This is a genomic window from Microbacterium sp. NPDC089321, from assembly GCF_040684935.1.
Classification (GTDB): domain Bacteria; phylum Actinomycetota; class Actinomycetes; order Actinomycetales; family Microbacteriaceae; genus Microbacterium.
In genome coordinates, this window is record NZ_JBFBGX010000001.1 from 1,446,941 (window position 1) to 1,466,675 (window position 19,735).

The 19,735-nt window shown below is 70.4% G+C and carries 18 protein-coding genes; 9 read left to right on the top strand and 9 right to left on the bottom strand.

Annotated elements, in window-relative coordinates; all coding sequences use genetic code 11:
* Window positions 1–43 precede the first annotated feature (43 nt).
* The 3 genes from AB0N59_RS06785 to AB0N59_RS06795 are packed head-to-tail and all read right to left on the bottom strand — an operon-like array spanning window position 44 to window position 6,224.
* Entirely contained in the window at window positions 44–817 is a 774-nt protein-coding gene (locus tag AB0N59_RS06785; RefSeq protein ID WP_363481241.1) for a DNA-formamidopyrimidine glycosylase family protein, read from the bottom strand.
* Window positions 810–1,559: an EI24 domain-containing protein gene (locus AB0N59_RS06790; RefSeq protein WP_363480578.1), complete on the bottom strand. Its 750-nt coding sequence runs from the start codon at window positions 1,557–1,559 to the stop codon at window positions 810–812. Before AB0N59_RS06790 ends, AB0N59_RS06785 begins: the two co-directional genes overlap by 8 nt.
* 12 nt (window positions 1,560–1,571) lie before the next feature.
* Window positions 1,572–6,224 (bottom strand): ATP-dependent helicase, encoded by a 4,653-nt coding sequence (locus AB0N59_RS06795; protein WP_363480581.1) that lies wholly within the window; start codon window positions 6,222–6,224, stop codon window positions 1,572–1,574.
* An 81-nt stretch (window positions 6,225–6,305) separates the two neighbouring features.
* Here AB0N59_RS06795 and AB0N59_RS06800 point away from each other — a divergent pair, with 81 nt between their 5' ends.
* On the top strand, window positions 6,306–6,716 hold the full coding sequence (locus AB0N59_RS06800) for a DUF6157 family protein (RefSeq protein ID WP_363480584.1): 411 nt from the start codon (window positions 6,306–6,308) through the stop codon (window positions 6,714–6,716).
* 50 nt (window positions 6,717–6,766) lie between these two features.
* On the opposite strand, the gene AB0N59_RS06805 is transcribed toward AB0N59_RS06800, so the two are convergent.
* Entirely contained in the window at window positions 6,767–8,431 is a 1,665-nt protein-coding gene (locus AB0N59_RS06805) for an ABC-F family ATP-binding cassette domain-containing protein (RefSeq protein ID WP_363480587.1), read from the bottom strand.
* A 261-nt stretch (window positions 8,432–8,692) separates the two neighbouring features.
* Window positions 8,693–9,349 carry an alpha/beta fold hydrolase gene (locus AB0N59_RS06810; protein ID WP_363480590.1) on the bottom strand — a complete coding sequence of 219 codons (657 nt, stop codon included), beginning with the start codon at window positions 9,347–9,349 and terminating at the stop codon, window positions 8,693–8,695.
* Between the two features lie 65 nt (window positions 9,350–9,414).
* Here AB0N59_RS06810 and AB0N59_RS06815 point away from each other — a divergent pair, with 65 nt between their 5' ends.
* Window positions 9,415–10,008 carry an NUDIX hydrolase family protein gene (locus tag AB0N59_RS06815; RefSeq protein ID WP_363480593.1) on the top strand — a complete coding sequence of 198 codons (594 nt, stop codon included), beginning with the start codon at window positions 9,415–9,417 and terminating at the stop codon, window positions 10,006–10,008.
* Between the two features lies 1 nt (window position 10,009).
* A complete protein-coding gene (locus AB0N59_RS06820; RefSeq protein WP_363480596.1) occupies window positions 10,010–10,942 on the top strand; it encodes a hypothetical protein in 933 nt (310 codons plus the stop codon).
* A 12-nt stretch (window positions 10,943–10,954) separates the two neighbouring features.
* Here the strand turns inward: AB0N59_RS06820 and AB0N59_RS06825 are convergent, their stop codons facing one another.
* Complete coding sequence (locus AB0N59_RS06825; protein WP_363480599.1) at window positions 10,955–12,022, bottom strand: low specificity L-threonine aldolase; 1,068 nt, start codon at window positions 12,020–12,022, stop codon at window positions 10,955–10,957.
* Between the two features lie 84 nt (window positions 12,023–12,106).
* On the opposite strand from AB0N59_RS06825, the gene AB0N59_RS06830 reads away from it, so the two are divergent.
* Entirely contained in the window at window positions 12,107–13,588 is a 1,482-nt protein-coding gene (locus tag AB0N59_RS06830) for an MFS transporter (protein ID WP_363480602.1), read from the top strand.
* On the top strand, window positions 13,585–14,199 hold the full coding sequence (locus AB0N59_RS06835) for a GNAT family N-acetyltransferase (RefSeq protein WP_363480605.1): 615 nt from the start codon (window positions 13,585–13,587) through the stop codon (window positions 14,197–14,199). Before AB0N59_RS06830 ends, AB0N59_RS06835 begins: the two co-directional genes overlap by 4 nt.
* A 25-nt stretch (window positions 14,200–14,224) precedes the next feature.
* Here the strand turns inward: AB0N59_RS06835 and AB0N59_RS06840 are convergent, their stop codons facing one another.
* Together AB0N59_RS06840 and AB0N59_RS06845 are read right to left on the bottom strand one after the other, a co-directional pair.
* Window positions 14,225–14,866, bottom strand: coding sequence for an SDR family NAD(P)-dependent oxidoreductase (locus AB0N59_RS06840; protein ID WP_363480608.1), 642 nt, complete (start codon window positions 14,864–14,866; stop codon window positions 14,225–14,227).
* Window positions 14,867–14,964: 98 nt separating this feature from the next.
* On the bottom strand, window positions 14,965–16,395 hold the full coding sequence (locus tag AB0N59_RS06845) for a DUF6421 family protein (RefSeq protein ID WP_363480611.1): 1,431 nt from the start codon (window positions 16,393–16,395) through the stop codon (window positions 14,965–14,967).
* A gap of 72 nt (window positions 16,396–16,467) precedes the next feature.
* Here AB0N59_RS06845 and AB0N59_RS06850 point away from each other — a divergent pair, with 72 nt between their 5' ends.
* Window positions 16,468–16,917, top strand: a complete 450-nt coding sequence (locus tag AB0N59_RS06850; protein WP_363480614.1) for an Lrp/AsnC family transcriptional regulator — start codon at window positions 16,468–16,470, stop codon at window positions 16,915–16,917.
* A gap of 51 nt (window positions 16,918–16,968) precedes the next feature.
* The gene (locus AB0N59_RS06855) at window positions 16,969–17,937 is read left to right on the top strand and encodes a 1,4-dihydroxy-2-naphthoate polyprenyltransferase (RefSeq protein WP_363480617.1); all 969 of its coding nucleotides are present in this window, start codon (window positions 16,969–16,971) and stop codon (window positions 17,935–17,937) included.
* A 28-nt stretch (window positions 17,938–17,965) separates the two neighbouring features.
* On the opposite strand, the gene AB0N59_RS06860 is transcribed toward AB0N59_RS06855, so the two are convergent.
* A complete protein-coding gene (locus tag AB0N59_RS06860; protein ID WP_363480620.1) occupies window positions 17,966–19,003 on the bottom strand; it encodes a DUF5937 family protein in 1,038 nt (345 codons plus the stop codon).
* A gap of 64 nt (window positions 19,004–19,067) precedes the next feature.
* On the opposite strand from AB0N59_RS06860, the gene AB0N59_RS06865 reads away from it, so the two are divergent.
* Both AB0N59_RS06865 and AB0N59_RS06870 read left to right on the top strand, forming a co-directional pair.
* Window positions 19,068–19,424, top strand: coding sequence for a cupin domain-containing protein (locus tag AB0N59_RS06865; protein ID WP_363480623.1), 357 nt, complete (start codon window positions 19,068–19,070; stop codon window positions 19,422–19,424).
* A gap of 8 nt (window positions 19,425–19,432) precedes the next feature.
* Window positions 19,433–19,729, top strand: coding sequence for a DUF4287 domain-containing protein (locus AB0N59_RS06870; RefSeq protein ID WP_363480626.1), 297 nt, complete (start codon window positions 19,433–19,435; stop codon window positions 19,727–19,729).
* Window positions 19,730–19,735: the final 6 nt, after the last annotated feature.

A 19,735-nucleotide genomic window follows, 5' to 3' on the forward strand; every position in this document is an offset into this window, starting at 1 on the left:
ACAACCGGGAGGGGGCTTGATTCATTCCCCGTTTGGGATTAGCTCACCGCTGGCAGTTCGGGCACCAGAACGTGATGCGCTCACGGGTCGGGTCGGCGCCCAGTTCGCCCTTGCGGATGGGCGTTCCGCAGCGTCGGCACGAGCGCCCCGCCCGGCCGTAGACCCAGTCGGTGAACCCGCGTCTCGCGTCGCCGGTGAAGGTGCGATCGACGCGATTGCGATTCGCTCGGATGGTGCGCACGCCCAGGTCGAGCAGAGCGGGAACATCGACCTCGGATGTCGGCGTCTCGGGCCTGACGCCACGCAGGAACAGGAGCTCGGCGGCGTACTCGTTGCCGAAGCCGGCCACGTTGCGCTGGTCGAGGAGCGCCACGTGGATCTCGCGGGTGTCGGCGCTGAGCCGCCGGATCGCCTCGTCGAGATCCCAGTCGTCTGCGAGCGGATCGGGGCCGAGGTAGTCGACCAGCTCGCCCTCGTTGCGCGTGGGCACGAGCTTGACCTCGGCGATGTCGACCCCGACCGCTTCGTGCGTCGCGGTGCCGACGATCGCGCGCACCTTGAACGCCGGGTGCCGCCACTTCTCGCCGGGCCGGTAGATGAACCAGCTGCCGTCCATGCGCAGATGGGAATGCAGGGTGTACTCGCCGATGCGCATGAGCAGGTGCTTGCCGCGGGGCACGACGTCGTGCACGACCTGGCCGGTGAGGTCGGCGGTCGCCAGACGGGGCACGCGCAGGTCGAAGCGCGTCACCTCCTGGCCGCGCAGGGCGGCATCGAGACGATGCGCAGCGCGGAAGATCGTGTCGCCCTCAGGCACCGGACGCCCCCGTTCGCCGAGCGAGCAGGTCACGCGCCAGCAGGGTGGCTCCTGCGACCGCGGTCGGCATGATGAACACCGCGCCGAGCGGAACCATGAAGCACAGCTGCGTCGCGGCGCCGAAGCCCAGCAGCCGTGCACGGCGCCCCGCGAACAGGCGCGAGCGCTCGGCGGTCGGGATGTCGCGCGCGTTCAGCGCCCGTCCGGTGAGCTCGCGCGCGAGCAGGCGACCCGTGAGCAGCACGCTCGTCACGGCCGCGAGGGGTGCGCCGACGAGCGGGATGAAGCCGATCGCCAGAGCGAGCAGGGCGACGAGGGCGCCGAGCGCGACCAGCCGGATGCTCTCGCCCAGAGCCACGAGGAAGCCGCCATCGTCCTCGGGGACATCGCCGCCGAGGTCGGTCTCGATCGCTCGCCAGATGCGCTGATAGAACGGATCGCCGATGAGCAGGGTGAGCGCGGTGAAGGTCACGCTGGCGAGCACGAGCACCGCGATGGCCGCCACCACGCCGAGGGCGGTGCGCAGGGCATCCCTCCAGAACGGGTCCCATCCGTCGGCGAACGGCGTCGCCCATGCGGTGATGCCGCCCAGGTTGAGCAGCAGTGGGACAATGACGGCCGCGAGCAGGGCGAGAGCGATCAGACCGGGCACCAGCCCGAGGGCCATCAGGCCGGGGCGGCGCTTCCAGTAGCCGAACCCGTGCCCGAGGAAGCGGATGCCGGTGAAGAACTCGCTGACCATGGGGAAAGTCAATCAGACGGCTTTGCGCAGGGCGTAGCCGCGCGGGGTCGCCACGAACCCCGCCTCCTGCAGCGCGAAGGCGAACGGGGTGCCGTAGACGCCCTCGCCGTTGATCTTCTCGACGGTGAGCGTCTCGAGCCGGCGGGCGCGGGCTGTTGCGGCGAGATCGCCGGCCGCAGCCTTCAGCACCTCTGGTTCGTCGTCGAAGGCGAGCACGGTGCGGCCGCCCCGCTCGAGATAGAGCACGAGCTCGCCGTCGACGAGCACGACGAGACCGCCGGCCTTGCGGCCTGGCCGGTGCGACACGCTCTCGAGCCGCGGCCACGCGAGTGCTGCGCCGTAGGGGTTGGCGGGGTCGGTCGCGGCGAGAGTGACGGCGTTGCGCGGCGGCGGGTCGGAGAGCGCGGCGAAGGTGCGCAGGCGGTCGACGGTGGTGGATGCGGCGAACTGGGCCGCCCCGAGCTTCTCGATGACGTATCCGCGGCGGCAGTGCCCGGCCTCTTCGAAGCCGGCCAGCACGCGGTACACCTGGGCGAAGCCACCTGGTACCCCTTCGGCCTGCACGGCGCCGCGGGTGACGACGCCGTAGCGGTCGAGCAGCAGACCGGCGGTGACCGTCGCGCGACGTGCGGCATCCGGATCGGTGTCGGGCAGCACCGCCCACCGGCCGCCGGCTCCGGCGGTGCTCGGCTGTGCGGCTGGTCTGGCGAGCGAGATGCCGCGGTAGGTGCGCGTGCGCGGGGCGCGCCGCGCGGTCTTGTGCGCCTGCGACCCGCCCGCGATGAGGGCCCGCACCGGCGCGAACGTGTCGTTGGTGATGTGCCCCTGCCACGCCAGCGACCACAGCGCCTCGACCACCGACTGCTGATTCTCGGCAGCGGTCATCATCTTGAGGGGGCCGGCGAAGGAGGCACCGCTCAGCCGCAGGGCGTCGAGCACCTTCTCTTCCAGCGAGCCCGACGCGGGCGGCTCTTCTGGCACGGGCAGAGTGAAGGGAGCGAGGTCGGCGGGGTGCAGCGAGATCCAGCCGTCGCGACCGGGCAGCGAGCCGTGCCCGGCCCAGACGACCTCGCCCGACGCGGTGAGCTCATCGAGCAGCGCGGGGGAGTAGTCGCGCACGCGACCCGGCAGAACGAGCGACTCCCATGCGCTGGCGGGGATCGGCACGCCGGCGAACTGCTCGATGACGCTGAGCACGCCGTCGACGCCCTCGGTCGGACGCGTGAGGTGCTGCCAGTCGGGCAGGAAGCGCGCATACGCCTGGGGGCTGACCGGCTCGACGCTGCCTCGGATCGCGGCCAGCGAGCGCATGCGCAGGCGGCGCATCACCTCGACGTCGCACCACTCCTTCGATCCGTCGGAGGCGGTGGCCCCGCCCGAGGATGCCGGCAGGAAGAAGCCGCTGGTCAGCCGACCCGCGGACTCCAGTCGCTGCAGGGTGTGCCGCGCGACGGCAGCGCCGATGCCGAAGCGACCGGCGACATCGTCGGTCGTGAACGGGCCGTGCGTGCGCGCGTGGCGTGAGACGAGATCGCCGAGAGGATCGGCGACCGGTTCGAGGAAGGCCACGGGGATGCCGGTGGGCAGTGCCACCCCGAGCGCATCGCGCAGACGGCCCGCATCTTCGATGACGGCGATGCGGGACTGCCCGGCGATCGTCACCGGGATGGCGCGACGGGCGGTGACGAGCTCGGCGAGGAGGCCGGCGGCGACCTCGGGCGTCGCGGAAGCGGCGTCGGATCCATCGCCTTCTGGTGCCGTCGCAGCGGCGCCCTCGAGCCGCAGCGCCACCTCCTCGGCGTCCAGAGGGCCGAGCATGCGCAGCAGATCGGCGACGCCCTCGACGCCGCGCACCCGTCGCTGCGGGTCGAGCCGCTGGGCCTCCCGCTCGAACTGGGCGATCACGTCGGGGTCGAGCAGCTCGCGCATCTCGACCGTGCCGAGCAGCTCGCCGAGCAGAGCGGGGTCGACAGACAGCGCGGCCGCCCGGCGCTCGGCCAGGGGAGAGTCGCCCTCGTACATGAACGCGCCGACGTAGCCGAACAGCAGGTCGCGCGCGTAGGGCGATGGTTGCGCTGGTTCGGTCTCGACGAGCCGGATGCGCCGCTCGGCGATGTCGGTGATCAGACGGCGCAGCGAGGGCAGGTCGTAGACGTCCTGCAGCACCTCGCGCAGCGTCTCAAGGATCACCGGGAAGGTCGGATGCCGGCGCGCCACCTCGAGCAGCTGCGCCGAGCGCTGCCGCTGCTGCCACAGCGGGGTGCGCTTGTTCGGATTCATGCGGGGCATGAGCAGCGCGCGGGCCGCGCACTCGCGGAAGCGGGAGGCGAACAGCGCAGAGCCGCCGACCTCGGCCGTGACGATCTGCTCGAGCTCATCGGCATCGAAGACGAAGAGGTCGGCTCCCGGAGGCTGCGCATCGGCATCCGGGATCCGCACGATGATGCCGTCGTCACTCGCCACCGCCGAGCCCTCGACGCCGAGGCGCTCGCGCACGCGCGCGTTGAGCGCCAGCGCCCACGGTGCATGCACCTTCATGCCGTAGGGGGAATGCAGGATGATCCGCCAGTCGCCGACCTCGTCGCGACCTCGTTCGACCGTCAGCGTGCGGTCGGTCGGCAGGGTGCCGGTGGCCTCTCTCTGCTCGGTCAGATACCCCATGAGGTTGTCGCGCGCGCGTTCGTCGAGCCCCGCGTCGATCAGGCGCTGCTGCGCCTTCGCGGGCTGGGCGGTCGAGACCTCTCGCGAGAACCGGCCGAGGGCCTCGCCGAGCTCGAACGGGCGCCCGATGCCGTCGCCGTGCCAGAACGGCACCTTGCCCGGCTGACCGTAGGCGGGCAGCACGTTGACCCGATCGTGGGTGATCTCGGCGATGCGCCAGCTCGTGGTGCCGAGCGTGAAGACGTCGCCGACGCGGGACTCGTAGACCATCTCCTCGTCGAGCTCGCCGACCCGCGCGCCCGACGTCTCGCCCGCGACGAAGACGCCGAACAGCCCGCGATCGGGGATCGTGCCGCCGCTGGTCACCGCGATGCGCTGTGCTCCAGGCCGGCCGGTCAGCGTGCCGGCATCCCGATCCCACACGACCCGAGGGCGCAGCTCGGCGAACTCGTCTGACGGGTACTTGCCGGCGAGCAGGTCGAGCGTGGCCTCGTAGGCCGAGCGGGGCAGGGTCTGGAACGGGGCGCTGCGCCGTACGGTCTCGAACCACTCCTCGACCGAGATCGAGTCGAGCGCGCAGGCCGCGACGGTCTGCTGGGCGAGGATGTCGAGTGGATTGCGCGGCACGGCGATCGCCTCGATCTGCCCCGCGAGCATCCGCTCGGTGACGATGGCGGTGTGCAGCACGTCGCCGCGGTGCTTGGGGAAGAGCGATGCCCGGCTGATCTCGCCGACCTGGTGCCCGGCCCGGCCGACGCGCTGCAGACCCGAAGCCGCCGACGGCGGCGCCTCGACCTGGATGACCATGTCGACCGCACCCATGTCGATGCCCAGCTCGAGGCTGCTCGTCGCGACGACGCAGCGCAGCACGCCCGACTTCAGCTCGTCTTCGACGATCGCCCTCTGCTCCTTCGAGACCGAGCCGTGGTGGGCTTTCGCGAGCACCGGTTCGGCACCGGCGGCGCCGGACTGCGGCACCCCTGCGGCTGCTCCGGACAGCGCCGCGGGTTCGGGAACCGGCATCCCCATCCGCTCGGCGTAGATCTCGTTGAGCCGGCCCGTCAGCCGCTCGGCGAGCCGCCGCGAGTTCGCGAACACGATGGTCGAGCGGTTCTCGAGCACCTTGTCGACGATGGCCTCTTCGACGTGGGGCCACACCGATCCGGTGATCTCGGTGTACTCGGCCGGCTCGTCGGCCGCCGCTGCGGCACCGGGCGGCGGGGGAGGGTTGCGCATGTCGTCGATAGGCACGACCACCCCGAGCTCGAACGTCTTCACGGCACGCGGGGCGACGATGTCGACCGGCGCCGAGCCGCCCAGGAACCGCGCGACCTCGTCGATCGGACGCACGGTCGCCGACAAGCCGATGCGCTGCGCCGGGCCGTCGGCGCCCCGCGCCGTGCGCAGCGCGTCGAGCCGCTCGAGGCTGACCGCGAGGTGAGCGCCGCGCTTGGTCGCGGCGACCGCATGCACCTCGTCGATGATCACGGTGTGCACGTTCTGCAAGGTGTCGCCCGCACGGCTGGTGAGCATGAGGTACAGCGACTCGGGGGTGGTGATGAGGATGTCGGGCGGGTCGCTCACGAGCTTGCGTCGGTCGCTCGACGTCGTGTCGCCCGAGCGCACGCCCACCGTGATCTCGGGGGCGGGCAGGCCGAGCCGCCGCGCCGACTGGCCGATGCCGATCAGGGGCGAGCGCAGGTTTCGCTCGACGTCGACGCCGAGGGCCTTCAGCGGCGAGATGTAGAGCACGCGCGTGCGTGAGGTGCGCTCTTTGGCATCCGCACCGCCGTCGGGCGCGGCCGTGCGCTCGCGGAAGACGCTGTCGATGGCCCAGAGGAACGCCGAGAGCGTCTTGCCCGATCCGGTGGGAGCGACCACGAGCGCGTTGCGCCCGGCCGAGATCGCGTTCCACGCGCCGGCCTGCGCCGGTGTGGGCGCATCGAACGCCCCGCGGAACCAGTCCTGTGTCGCGGGGGTGAATCTGTCGAGCACGTCGCTCATCCCTCCATCATCGTCTGCCCCTCCGACATCGGCGCGGAGCTTGCCCTCGACAACGTCGGAGGGGTAGGGGATGCTGGCCGCATGGCGCACACGACGAACTACATCAGCACGTTCATCGAGGTCAGCGACGACTGCCCGGCGCAGCACGGCGTCGAGCCGCCGATCGCCGAGAACCTGTCGATCGCCGCCCTGCACTACCGACTGCTCAGCGGAGAGCCGTACACGCGCACCTCCGACGACGTGCTCTTCGAGACGCATGCGCTGCGCAAGGGCATCGACCCCGACGATGCCGAGGCCAGGGCCGAGTTCTTCTCGAAGGGGCAGGCCTGCCTGCGCGCCTCGCCCCTGAGCAAGCGGTACGGCTGGGGCACGCACCACGACGAGCACGGCCGCGTCGCGATGTTCCCGCGCGACTCCGACGAGTACGCCGCGCTCGCCGCAGACCCGTCGCTCGATCACAAGCGGGCGATGCGCTCGAGCCGCCGCAACTGAGCGGGTCACGGGAGGACGGCCAGGACAGACCCCGGCCGTCCTCACGTGTATCAGCCGACCTCGGTGAGCCCGCCCTCGGCATCCAGCTCCAGAGTCAGATCGAGTCCGAGGCGGGCGAGGAACGCGTCGTCGTGGCTGACGACGAGCACGGCACCGCGATAGGCGCGCAGCGCCTCGACCAGCTGGTCGGCGGTGTCGAGATCGAGGTTGTTGGTCGGCTCGTCGAGCACGACCAGATGCGGTGCCGGATCGGCGAGCAGCAGCTTCGCCAGCGCGACGCGGAAGCGCTCGCCACCCGAGAGGGCGCCGACCGGCCGGTCCATCGTCGCGCCGCGGATCAGGAACCGGGCGAGCCGGTTGCGCAGCTCCTTGTCGGGCACGTGCGGTGCGGCCGCGGCGATGTTCTGCACCACCGAGGCGCTGTCGTCGAGCCCGTCGATCCGCTGCGAGAGGTACCCGATGCGGTCGGTGTGCGGTTCGCAATTCAGGAGAACGGGCCGCAGAACCTCGGGAACGGCGGCGTCCGACCCGGATCCGGCGGGATCTCCTGAGTTGTGTGCACCGGATGCCACCAGCCGGCGCAGCAGGGTCGTCTTGCCCACTCCGTTGCGGCCGATGAGCGCCACCCGCTCCGGACCCTGCACGATCCACGAGCGCTCACCGTCGCCGATCGTCGCGATGCGGCGCGACGCCGACATCTCGGGATCGGGCAGCTCGATCCTCATCGTGTCGTCGTCGCGCACCCGGCGTCCGGCGGCATCGAGGGCCTGGTGAGCGGCATCCTCCTTGCCTCGAACCTCGGTGCGCAGCCGGCCGGCCGACACCTGGGCCGCCATCTTGCGACCGTTGGCGATGATCTTGGGCACGCGCTTCTCGTCGAACGCCTTCCGGCCCATCTGCGCGCGCGTGGCGAGCTTGGCCTCGGCTTCGATCCGCTGTCTCTTCTCCTTCCGGTATGCCTGCGCGGCGTCGCGCTCGGCCTGGCGCGCAGCGCCCTGCTCGGCATCCAGCCACGCCCGCCATTCGGAGTACGGGCCGCCGAACACGCTCAGCTCGCTGCCGTAGATCTCGGCGGTGTCGTCCATGAGCTCGAGCAGCGACAGGTCATGACTGACCACGATGAGCGCGCCCTTCCACGCGCGCACCATGTCGGCGAGCCGCTGTCGCGCCTCGCGGTCGAGATTGTTGGTGGGCTCGTCCAGCAGCGTGATCGGCGCCCGCCTCAGCCGGATGCCCGCGACCGCCACGAGCACGGCCTCGCCTCCCGACAGCTCTCCGACGGTCCGATCGAGGAACGAGGGGTCGAGTCCGGCTTCGGCGAGGGATGCCTCGGCCCGAGCCTCGATGTCCCAGTCGTCGCCGACGGCATCGAAGTGCGCCGGGTCGACGTCGCCCGCGGTGATCGCGCGCACCGCGTCGAGCGCAGCGGCGATGCCCAGCAGCTCGGCGACCCGGCGATCGGTCTCGAGCGTCAGGCGCTGCGGCAGGTACGCGACCTGGTCGGAGCGCAGGATCTGCCCGGATGCCGGGGTCAGCTCGCCCGCGATCAGGCGCAGCAGCGTCGACTTGCCGGCGCCGTTGCGGCCGACGAGACCGGTGCGACCCGATCCGAAGGAGCCGCTGACGGCGTCGAGCGCGATGGAGCCGTCCGGCCAGGCGAAAGAGACCCGGTCGAGCGTGACGGCGGCGGTGGTGAAGATGTTCGGTGATGACATGAGCGACTCCCGGAAGTGTTCGGGTGCGCGGATGCCGACGAAGAGGGCTTCGCGAGACGTCGGACGACGTCGGATCGAAGGGCCCGTCGAGGGGCTCGAGTGCGGAGCGGGTCCTGCCGGAAGGCGGGTTCGTCGGATCAGCGCGTGGATGTATTACGCGGAGAGGCGACGAATCAGATCAATGGACTTCCAGATACGGCGGACAGGACCCTGCGACTTTACCCGCGGGCGACGCGCACGCGCAACCCGGGCGTGTCGCGGTCATGCGGTCTTCTTCGAGACCGAGTCCTTCCACTGCGAGAGGAACACGTGCACGTCCGAGAGCTCCTGCTCGGAGATCGAGTGGGTGAGCCCCTGGTAGACGCGCCCCGACAGCTCGGAGTGCGCCGGCAGCCATTGCGCCGTGTGATCGACGAGAGCCGGGGGGATGACGTCGTCGTGAGTGCCGCGCCCCCAGAACACCGGGGGTCGCTCTTCCTCCAGCACGGCGTCGTTCGGCAGCTCGCCGGGGGCTGCGTACCCGCTCAGCGCGACGACCGCGTCGATCCGCGACGGCGCGAGGCGCAGGGCCTGCAACGACACGGCAGCACCCTGAGAGAACCCCAGCAGCGCGACCGAGGGCGCATCGGCGGTCGCTTCGGCGAGCCAGGCGAGCAGCGCTTCGGCCGCGAGGGTGATGCCGGCGGCATCCCGCGTGTCGAGCGAATCGATCGCGTACCACGACCGGCCGGGCATGGGCCAGGGCGGGGTGAGCGGAGCTGCGACGGCGGCCACCGCGATGCCGTCGGGCAGGTAGGGGGTCAGACCGAACAGGTCGCGCTCGTCGGCGCCATAGCCGTGCAGCAGCACCAGCAGCGGCTTGCCCTCGCGCGGCTCGGGCGACCACAGGGTCACGGAGGAATCGATCGAGACTGTCACGCTGACATCCTGCCAGTCGCCTCCGACGTCGCGTCTGGGGAGTCGGACGCTGGTAGAAATGAGCCATGGCGGTGCGCACTCCTGATCCCGGCCCCGAGCCCGACGACGACTTCAGCTTCGACGGAGCGCGTCCGGTCGACGCCAACCCCGGCTGGCTCACCGACATCGAGCTCGAAGAGGCCCGCCGCCGTCTGCCGATGCTCTACGTCGAGGCCATCCCCGTCATCACCGACGGCTCCGGTCAGGTCACCTCGATCGGGGTTCTGCTGCGCTCCACGCCTCTCGGCGAGATCACCCGCACGATCGTCTCGGGCCGGGTGCGCTACGGCGAGACGATCCGCGACGCGCTGTTCCGGCATGTCGAGAACGACCTCGGCCCCATGGCGTTCCCCCTGCTCCCGCCGTCGCCCGCGCCCTTCGCAGTGGCCGAGTACTTCCCGATCCCGGGCGTGAGCGCGTTCCACGACGATCGTCAGCACGCCGTGTCGCTGGCCTTCGTCGTGCCGGTCACCGGCACCTGCGAACCTCGACAGGACGCGCTCGAGGTCACCTGGTTCTCGCCCGAGGAGGCGGCGTCGGATTCTCTCGCGGCCGATCTCGAGGGCGGACGGGGAACCCTCATCCGCCAGGCCCTCGCGCACCTGGGCCTGCTGCGCTGAGATGAGCTGGACGCCCGAGGTCTGGCAGAGCGAGGCGTTCGAGCGCGAGCTGCGTGAGTGGATCACACCGCACACCGGTGCGGTGCGAGCACTCGTGCGGGTCAAGGACCGCCCGTGGTCGGGCGTCTGGCGGGTGGATGCCGAGAACGGCACCTTCTACGCCAAGCAGAACTGCCCTGGGCAGCAGCAGGAGGCGCGCATCGTCTCGGTGCTGTCCCGTATAGCCCCCGATTTCATCGTCGAGCCGGTGGCCCTGGATGAGCAGCGCGACCTGCTGCTCACCGCCGACGCCGGTCGAACCTGGCGAGAGGCGCTCGCCGACGGCGCCGCGGTGGGGTGGGAGACGCTGCTGCACGACGCGATGCTGCTGGCCCGCACATCGGTGCCGGTGCTCGACGACATGCGTCTCACCGTGCTCGATCCCGCGGGCATCCGGGACCACATCGTCCGCGCTCGTGACGAGTGGCGCATCCCCGACGAGTTCCGCGCCGGCGTCGATGCGGCGGTCGACGTCGTCGGCGCAGCCGGCGACCAGCTCGCGGCCCTCGGTCTGCCGCTCGCCCTGGACCACAACGACCTGCACGATGCGAACGCCTTCGTCGGCGACCACGGAGCGCGCTTCTTCGATTTCGGCGATGCCGTGGCATCCAGCCCGCTCGCCGCCCTTCGTGTGCCGCTCGCGGTCTACGCGAACTCGATCCACGCATCCGAGAGCGACCCGCGCGTGCTGGCGATCGCCGACGCCGCGCTCGAGGTGTGGAGCGATCTCGCGCCGATGGCCGAGCTGCGCGCGGCGCTGACGGCGGCGAACCGCCTCGCCGCCGTCGCGCGAGCCGAGTCCTGGCACCGCATCCTCGAGAGCATCCCCGACGAGTTCGTCGCCGACGATCACCGAGGCGCGGATGCCGAGTGGCTGGCGGAGTCCGCGCGCTGACCTGAGGCGGTGTCAGGCGGTCGTCAGGCGCGACAGCTCGGCGACGAAGGCGTCGACGTCGGACTCCTGCGTGTCGAACGAGCACATCCAGCGCACCTCGTTGCGCGCGGCATCCCAGTCGTAGAAGCGGAACTTCTCGCGCAGCCTGTCGGCGACGCCGTCGGGCAGGGTCGCGAACACGCCGTTCGACTGGGTGGGCTGGGTGAAGTCGACGCCGCGGATGCTGCCGTCGGCGAGCCCCTGCTCGACCTCGGCGCGCAGGCGCTGGGCCATCGCGTTCGAGTGACGGGCGTTTCGCAGCCACAGGTCGCCTTCGAGCAGGGCGATCAGCTGGGCCGAGACGAAGCGCATCTTCGACGACAGCTGCATGTTGTACTTGCGGCTGTACAGCAGGCCCTCGGCGGCGTCGGGGTTCAGCACGACGATCGCCTCGCCGAGCATCGCGCCGTTCTTCGTGCCGCCGAAGCTGAGCACGTCGACGCCGACGTCGGTGGTGAAGGCGCGCAGCGGCACGTCGAGGGCTGCGGCGGCGTTCGAGATGCGGGCGCCGTCGAGGTGCAGCTTCATGCCGCGCTCGTGCGCGTGCTCGGCGAGGGCGGCGATCTCGTCGACCGTGTAGAGGGTGCCGAGCTCGGTCGACTGGGTGATCGAGACGACCAGCGGCTGCGCCCGGTGCTCGTCTCCCCAGCCCCAGGCCTCGCGGTCGACGAGCTCGGGGGTCAGCTTGCCGTCGTCGGCGGGCACGGTGAGCAGCTTGAAGCCGCCGATGCGCTCGGGAGCGCCGCCCTCGTCGACGTTGATGTGGGCGGTGGATGCCGAGATCACGGCGCCCCAGCGGGGGAGCATCGACTGCAGCCCGGTGACGTTCGCGCCGGTGCCGTTGAAGACGGGGAAGGCCTGCGCGCTGTCGCCGAAGTGGCCGCGGAAGACCTCCTGCAGGCGCCCGGTGTACTGGTCTTCGCCGTACGCGATCTGGTGGCCGTCGTTGGCCGCCGCGATCGCGGCCAGCACCTCGGGGTGGATGCCGGAGTAGTTGTCGGATGCGAAGCCGCGGACGGCGGTGTCATGCAGAGTGCTCACCGTCCGATTCTACGAGGCGGCGGATGCCCGGATTCTCGCGTCCGGCCCTGTCGGATGTCGGTGGCCGAGATTACCCTCGAACCCGTGACCGCAACTGCGAAGACGAGGGCGTTCGCGAATGTGCTCGTGAACACGCTGATCGCCAACGTGACGACCAGCTTCCTCTGGTTCGCGCTGACGTTCTGGGTGTACATCGAGACGAAGTCGGTGCTCGCCACCGGCGTCATCGGCGGCGCGTACATGCTGCTCATCGCGTTCTTCTCGATGGTGTTCGGCACCATCGTCGACCGCTACCGCAAGCACACCGTGATGGTGATCTCGAGCGTCGTCTCGGCGGTGGCGTTCGGGGCAGCAGGGCTGCTCTACCTCTGGCAGCCTGAGTCGGCGCTGCTCGACATCAGCGGTCCGTGGTTCTGGGCGTTCGCGCTGATCATCCTCGTCGGCGGCGTGATCGAGCAGCTGCGCAGCATCGCCCTGTCGACGACCGTCACGCTGCTGATCCCCGAAGAGAAGCACGCCAACGCCAACGGTCTCGTCGGCACGGTGCAGGGCATCGCGTTCCTGATCACCAGCGTGTTCTCGGGCCTGTCGATCGGCTTCCTCGGCATGGGGTGGACCCTGGTCATCTCCATCGTCGCGATGGGGCTGACGTTCGCGCACCTGCTCTTCATCCGCATACCGGAAGAGGCGCCGCAGCGCGACCCCGACGCCCCGAGCGCGCTCGACTTCCACGGCAGCGTCAAGGCGATCCGCGAAGCGCCGGGCCTGTTCGCCCTGATCGTGTTCTCGACCTTCAACAACCTCATCGGCGGCGTCTACATGGCGCTCATGGATCCCTACGGGCTCACCCTGTTCTCGCCGCAGCTGTGGGGCATCGTGCTCGCGTTCGCGTCGACCGGGTTCCTCATCGGCGGGGCGCTCGTCGCGAAGTTCGGTCTGGGGAAGCGGCCGGTGCGCACCATGCTTCTCGTGGTGATCGGCATGGGCATCCTCGGAGCGGTGTTCATGCTGCGTGAGTGGTGGCCGCTGTTCGCGATCGGCATGTGGCTGTACATGATGATGGTGCCGCCGGTCGAGGCGGCCGAGCAGACGGTGATCCAGAAGGTCGTGCCGTACGCCAGGCAGGGGCGGGTGTTCGGCATGGCGCAGGCGATGGAGGCGGCGGCTGCTCCGGTCACGGCGTTCCTCATCGCGCCGCTCGCCGAGTTCCTGATCATCCCGTACATGCGCGGCGACGAGGGGCGGATGCAGTGGGGCTGGCTGCTCGGCGAGGGCGAGGCCAGGGGCATCGCGCTCATCTGCCTGTTCGCCGGCCTGATCATGGTGGCCGCGGCCGCATTCGCGTTCTTCACGCGCTCGTACCGGCTGCTCACCCGCCTCTACGCTCAGGCGCCCGAGCCTGACGGTTCGGGGGACTCGGTGGACGCCGGCCCGGGAGCGCCCGTCGACCCCGCGCTCGACCCCGTCGCGGCGCGAGGAGGTCAGGCGCGCCTGCTCGATGCAGACGATGTCGCAGCCGGTGACCCGGCGGCGACGTCGCCCGAACCCGACGAGGGGCGCGGGTGACGCAGGCGGGCGGGAGCGCCGGCGGGGGAGAGGTGCGGGTCGTGCCCGCCAGCGAGGCGAGCTGGGATGACCTGCAGAAGATCCTCACAGGCACTGCCGGCCAGTGTCAGTGCGAGCGGCAGCGTCTCGGCGACGGCGACTGGTGGTACATGCCGGTGGACGAGCGCAAGGCGCTGCTCCGCAGCGAGGTGGGCTGCGATGACCCGCGGACGAACGAGACGATCGGCGTCGTCGCCTATGAGGGCGGTGAACCCGTCGGCTGGTGCGCGGTCGACCGGCGCAGCGTGTACGCGCGGCTGCGCAATTCGCCGGTGCCGTGGAAGGGGCGCTCCGAGCAGAAGGACGACGAGTCGGTGTGGGCGATCACCTGTGTGATCGTGCGGCCGGGGCATCGCGGCCGTGGCCTGACCTACCCGCTGGTCGCCGGTGCCGTGGAGCATGCGAGAAAGCAGGGTGCCTCAGCGATCGAGGGCTACCCGATGCTCACCGGCGGAGGCACGGTGACCTGGGGCGAGCTGAACGTCGGGTCGGTCGGCCCGTTCTCGGCTTCCGGCTTCAGCGAGGTGTCGCGCCCGACCGTACGGCGTGTGGTGATGCGGCTCGAGCTCTGATCGGCCTGCCACCTGCCGGCCGGGCTCAGCCCAGCGTGACCACCGTGTCGTTGAGCGCCACGGCATCCTGATCCCACAGCTCGACCGCCGCTCGCGCGAGGGCGTCGGCCTGCAGACCGCCCTGGGCGCGGAAGATGACGGCTGCCGCGCGCAGGTCGGCACCGGCATCCCGAGCAGCCTTCGCGTAGCCCTGCGCGACCGCGCGCGTCCATGCCTCGCTCGCGGCCTTCATGGCCGCGTAATTCGCCCCGCCCGCGAGCGGGCGCGTGACCACTGTCGACGACACGATCGCGAAGCGACCGGCATCCGATGCCCTGATGGCGGCGTCGAAGGCGCGACTCGTCGCGCGCACCGCCTGCAGCGCGGGCAGCAGCGCGGCGAAGTCCTCGTCGCTCTGCCCTGCCAGTCCGCCGCCTCCTCGCCAGCCGCCGACCAGCGGGATCACCGCGTCGATCCGACCGAGCCTCTCGGCCAGCGCCTGCATGTCGGCGAGCGAGGTGGCATCGGCGATCTCGGTCTGCGCCCCGGCATCCCTCAGCGCAGCCAGCCGCTCTTCCGACCGGCCCGTGGCGATCACCCGCGCGCCGGCGTCGATCAGTGCGGCGGCGGCGGCAAGGCCCGCCTCGCTGGTGGCTCCGGCGAGGACGACGGTGCGGTTGATGCTCATGCGGTGCTCCTGACGGTGGCGATCAAGGACGGATGCAGACCTGAAGGACGATCCGCAGAGGATCGTCCTTCAGACCTGCAGATGCGACGAGGTGTGCGTCAGTTGTCGGTGCCGCGGATTCCGACGGTCGACTCGATGACCGGCTTCATCTTCTTGTCGAGGGTCTCGAAGAACATCGACAGCGGGAACTCGTCATCCATCACGGCGTCGGTGTAGCCCTTGGGCGCGCCGGCGAGGATCTCGTCCGACAGGCCGCGAGCCCACTGCGAAGCCGGGTGCGGCGTCAGGGTGCCGCGCACGAGCTCGTAGGCGGCGAGCCAGTGGGCGACCTTCGGCCGGTCGATCGAGTGCCAGTACAGGTCGTCGATCGCGTCGCCGAGGGCGACGACCGCGTCGGGCACGTTGTCCCAGTCGAAGGCGAGAGCCGTGTCGGTCCAATGCAGCACGCCGTGCTGGTGCAGCCATGCGAAGAGCAGCTGTCCGCCGACCGCGTCGTAGTTGCGCACGCGGTTGCCGGTGATCGCAAAGCGGAAGATGCGGTCGAAGATCACCGCGTACTGCACGAGGTGCGCGTAGTCGTGCATCTCCTGCTCCGACTCGGTGAGGGTCTCACCGGCCGCGATGCGGGCGTCGAACGCGCGCTCGATCTTGACCGACTCGCGGAACGCCGTCATGTCGCAGCGCATCTCCTCGAGCGAGTAGAGGAAGAACGGCATGCGCTGCTTGATCATGAACGGGTCGAACGGCAGGTCGCCGCGCATGTGCGTGCGGTCGTGGATGATGTCCCACATCACGAACGTCTTCTCGGTCATCTGCTGGTCGTCGAGCATCGCCTTGGCGCGCTCGGGCAGGTCGAGGTTGGTGATCTCGGATGCGGCGCGCACGACACGGCGGTACCGGGCCGCCTCGCGGTCCTGGAAGATGGCGCCCCAGGTGAACGAGGGGATCTCGCGCATCGCGACGGTCTCGGGGAACAGCACGGCCGAGTTGGTGTCGTAGCCGGGGGTGAAGTCGACCAGCCGCAGCGAGACGAACAGCTTGTTGCCGTACTCGCCGGCTTCGAGCTCGGCGATGAACTCGGGCCAGATGGTCTCGACGATCAGAGCCTCGACGAGGCGGTCGCTCGAGCCGTTCTGCGTGTACATCGGGAAGACGACCAGGTGACGGATGCCGTCGATGCGGTGCTGCTGGGGCTGGAAGGCGACCAGCGAGTCGAGGAAGTCGGGCACGCCGAAGCCCTCGTCGGCCCAGCGCTGGAAGTCGACGACGAGCGCGTCGAGGTAGGCCGCGTCGTGCGGGAAGGCGGGGGCGAGGGCCCGGATGCCGGCGATGATCGCCGCGACGTGACCGGCGGCGGCCTCGCGGTCGCTGGCGTCGGGGATCGAGCCGTCCTTGATCTGCGTCGGGCGGATGGCGATCGCCGCGTCCTTGAGCTGCTTCCAGGCGGCGCTGTGCTCGGCGGTCGATGCGTCCTCCACGACCTCGGGCTCGCCGATGATGCTGTGGGTGGCGCTGGTGATGATGGACATCGAACCCTCCGATCGTAGAGATTGCCGGAAATTTTCCGGTCACGAATGCATTTGACCTCTATTATTCCATCTATGGATGACCCTGTCGACCACGCGATCCTGGCTGCCATCTCCCGTGACGGGCGCGCCACCCTGGCGCAGCTGTCGGAGACGGTGGGGCTGTCGACCTCCGCCGTGCAGTCCCGGCTCAAACGGCTCGAGTCGCGGGGCGTGATCGCGGGCTACCAGGCGGTGCTCGACCCCGAGCAGGTGGGAGCGCCGCTGTCGGCCTTCATCGAGATCACGCCGCTCGATCCGGCTCAGCCCGACAACGCACCCGAGATGCTCGAGCACCTCAGTGCCATCGAGGCGTGCCATTCGATCGCGGGCGATGCCGCCTACATGCTCTTCGTGCGCGTGGCGTCGCCGCGTGCCCTCGAGCAGCTCGTCCGCGACATCCGGATCGCGGCCAACGTGCGCACCCGCACGACGGTCGTGCTGCAGACCTTCTACGAGCGCCGGCCCATCGTCACGCCGGTCTGACGCTCTCGGACGGCCAGGGCCCGCATCGAGGCGGCCAGTAGGATTCCTCGCGTGGCAGGTTCCTCCAAGAAGACGAAGAAGCGCGCCCCGCAGCAGCGGCGCCGCACCAGCGGCAACCCGGCGAAGCGCCCGGCACTCGCCCTCGAGCCGGTGACCGCGAAGGACTGGATCGGCGCGGCGCGTCTGCGCACGCTGCCGCTGGCGGTCGCCCCGGTCGTGCTCGGCACAGGAGCCGCGCAGACCGTCGACCACCTCTTCCATTGGGTCATCGCGCTCGCCTGCCTCGCTGTGGCGGTGCTGCTGCAGATCGGCGTCAATTTCGCCAATGACTACAGCGACGGCATCCGGGGCACCGATGCCGAGCGCGTCGGTCCCGCCCGACTGACCGCGTCGGGCCGAGTGCCCGCGAAGCGGGTGCTCATGGTCGCCCTCGTCTTCTTCGCCCTGGCCGCGGTGGTCGGCCTCGCGATCGTCGTCCGATCGCAGCAGTGGTGGATGCTGGCGCTCGGCGCCCTCTGCATCGTCGCCGCCTGGTTCTACACCGGCGGCAAGCGCCCGTACGGCTACAACGCCATGGGCGAGCTCTTCGTCTTCGTGTTCTTCGGACTCGTCGCGACCCTCGGCACCACCTGGGTGCAGGTGCAGCAGCTGCCGACCGTCGCATGGATCGTCGCGGTCGCGGCCGGTCTCTTCGCGTGCGCCGTGCTGCTCGCCAACAACCTGCGCGACATCGACCAGGACCGCGCGGTCGGCAAGCGCACCCTCTCGGTGCTGATCGGCAGACGCGCGACCCAGGTGATGTTCACGCTGTTCGTGCTGATCCCGTTCGCGCTCGCCGCGTGGATCGCCCTGCTGTACCCGATCGCGTGGCTGGCGATGCTCGCCCTGCTGTCGGGTCTCGTGGCGATCGTGATCGTCTGGTCGTACCGGCGTCCGCGCGAGCTCGTCACGGCGCTCGCACTCACCTCGCTGACGGCGCTCGCCTACGCGGGTCTCGTCTACTGGGCACTCGTCGGCTGACGTCGTCCGGTGCGACCCGTTCGCGGGGTCAGAGGGCGGCGCCGACGAGCGCCTCACCCAGCGGGGTGCGCAGATGCAGCATCCGGTTGCCCTCGCGCGAGCTCGCGATCAGTCCTGCGGCGCGCAGCACCGTGAGGTGATGCGAGGCGGTCGACACCGCGATGCCGGCATCCGCGGCGACCTGCGACGTCGTCCGCGCGTCATGGGCGTGCAGCAGGATCCCGGCGCGCACCGGCCCGAGCAGCGCGCCGAGCGCGTCAGCCAGGTTGGCGGCATCCCGCGCCCAGCCCGCCGTCACGCCGCGAGCCGGATAGAACAGGGCGGGCTGCGCGGGCGGCTCGGTGATGACCATGCATCCCCACGACGACATCACCGACGGGACGAGCACGAGTCCGCCGCCGCGGCAGTCGACGTCTTCGCTGTGACGGCGCAGCTGCACGCGCACGGCGCCGTCGCTCCAGCGCACGGTGCGGTGCAGTCCGCCGGCCATCGCGGCGATCCCGCCGGTGGCGATCGTGCGGGCTCGCACCGCGATGTCGGCACGCAGCAGCCGCTCCAGCTGGGGCCAGACGGGCGACAGTGCGGCATCCCACACCTGCTCCCAGGCGTCGGCGATCAGCGCTCTCGCACGCTCGGGCTCGGCGTGCATGCGCCGCAGCGCCGCCCGCCGCTCGCCTGACGACCGCAGCACCATCTTCGCCAGATCGATCCGGATGCCGGAGATCGCCGCGACGCGCAGAGCGGCGAGCTCATCGGCCGGCGTCAGATCCCACCGCGGGTCGGTCGTGAGGAAGTCGGGCATGTATCCGTCCGCGCCGATCACCTGCGTCAGCAGCGCGAACGGCTCGCGCGGCAGATTCTCGCGCACGCTGCGCAGCCATCCCCACTGCAGCGGGTGCTGCTGCGGTCGAAGGAGGATGCGAACCGCATGGGCGAGCTCATGGCCGGGCGAGATGCCGAAGCGCACGGCCTGGATGTCACCCGGGCTCAGGTGGAAGTCGACCCGATGCTCGGGGTGCTCCACCCCCTCGGGCGGCGCCCCGGATGGGCGTGTGTTTCGATCCACGTCGAAACTCTAGAGGCTCGGTGTCGGCGGCGTAAGAGTGAGCGGCACACACCGAGGAGGCATCATGATCGACACACTCGCCGAGCCGACGCTCGTCGCCGCCGAGCAGCTCGTCATCGGCAGCCGACGAACCCGCCGCTTCGAGGGCGTCGAGCACGGCGCGGCCGTCTCGTACTTCTTCGTCGACAACCGGCCGGGGGAGGGCTCAGGGCTGCACTGGCATCCCTATCCTGAGACCTGGGTGGTGCTCGAAGGCGAGGCGACCTTCGTCGTCGCCGACAGGCGCATCACCGCCACGGCCGGCGACACGGTCACCGGCCCGGCCTTCGTTCCGCACCGGTTCACCAACACCGGCGACGGGCGGATGCGCCTGATCGGCATCCACGCCTCGGCAGTCATCATCCAGACAGACCTCGAATAAGGAGCAGCATGTCGTTTCAGGCATACCTCGACAACATCGAGACCAAGACGGGGCTGACCCCCAGACAGTTCATCGAGCTCGCGTCGCAGAAGGGTTTCGGCCCCGGCACCAAGGCGACCCCGATCCTCGAATGGCTGAAGGCCGACTACGACCTGTCGCGCGGCTACGGCATGGCGCTCGTGCACGTGATCACCAAAGGACCGCAGATCAGCGCGAAGCACGTCGGCACCGATGGGGCGCACGCCGATCAGACGGACACGCTCTGGCTCGACGGCAAGGCCGGCAATCCGGCATCCGCCGGCTGAGAGGAG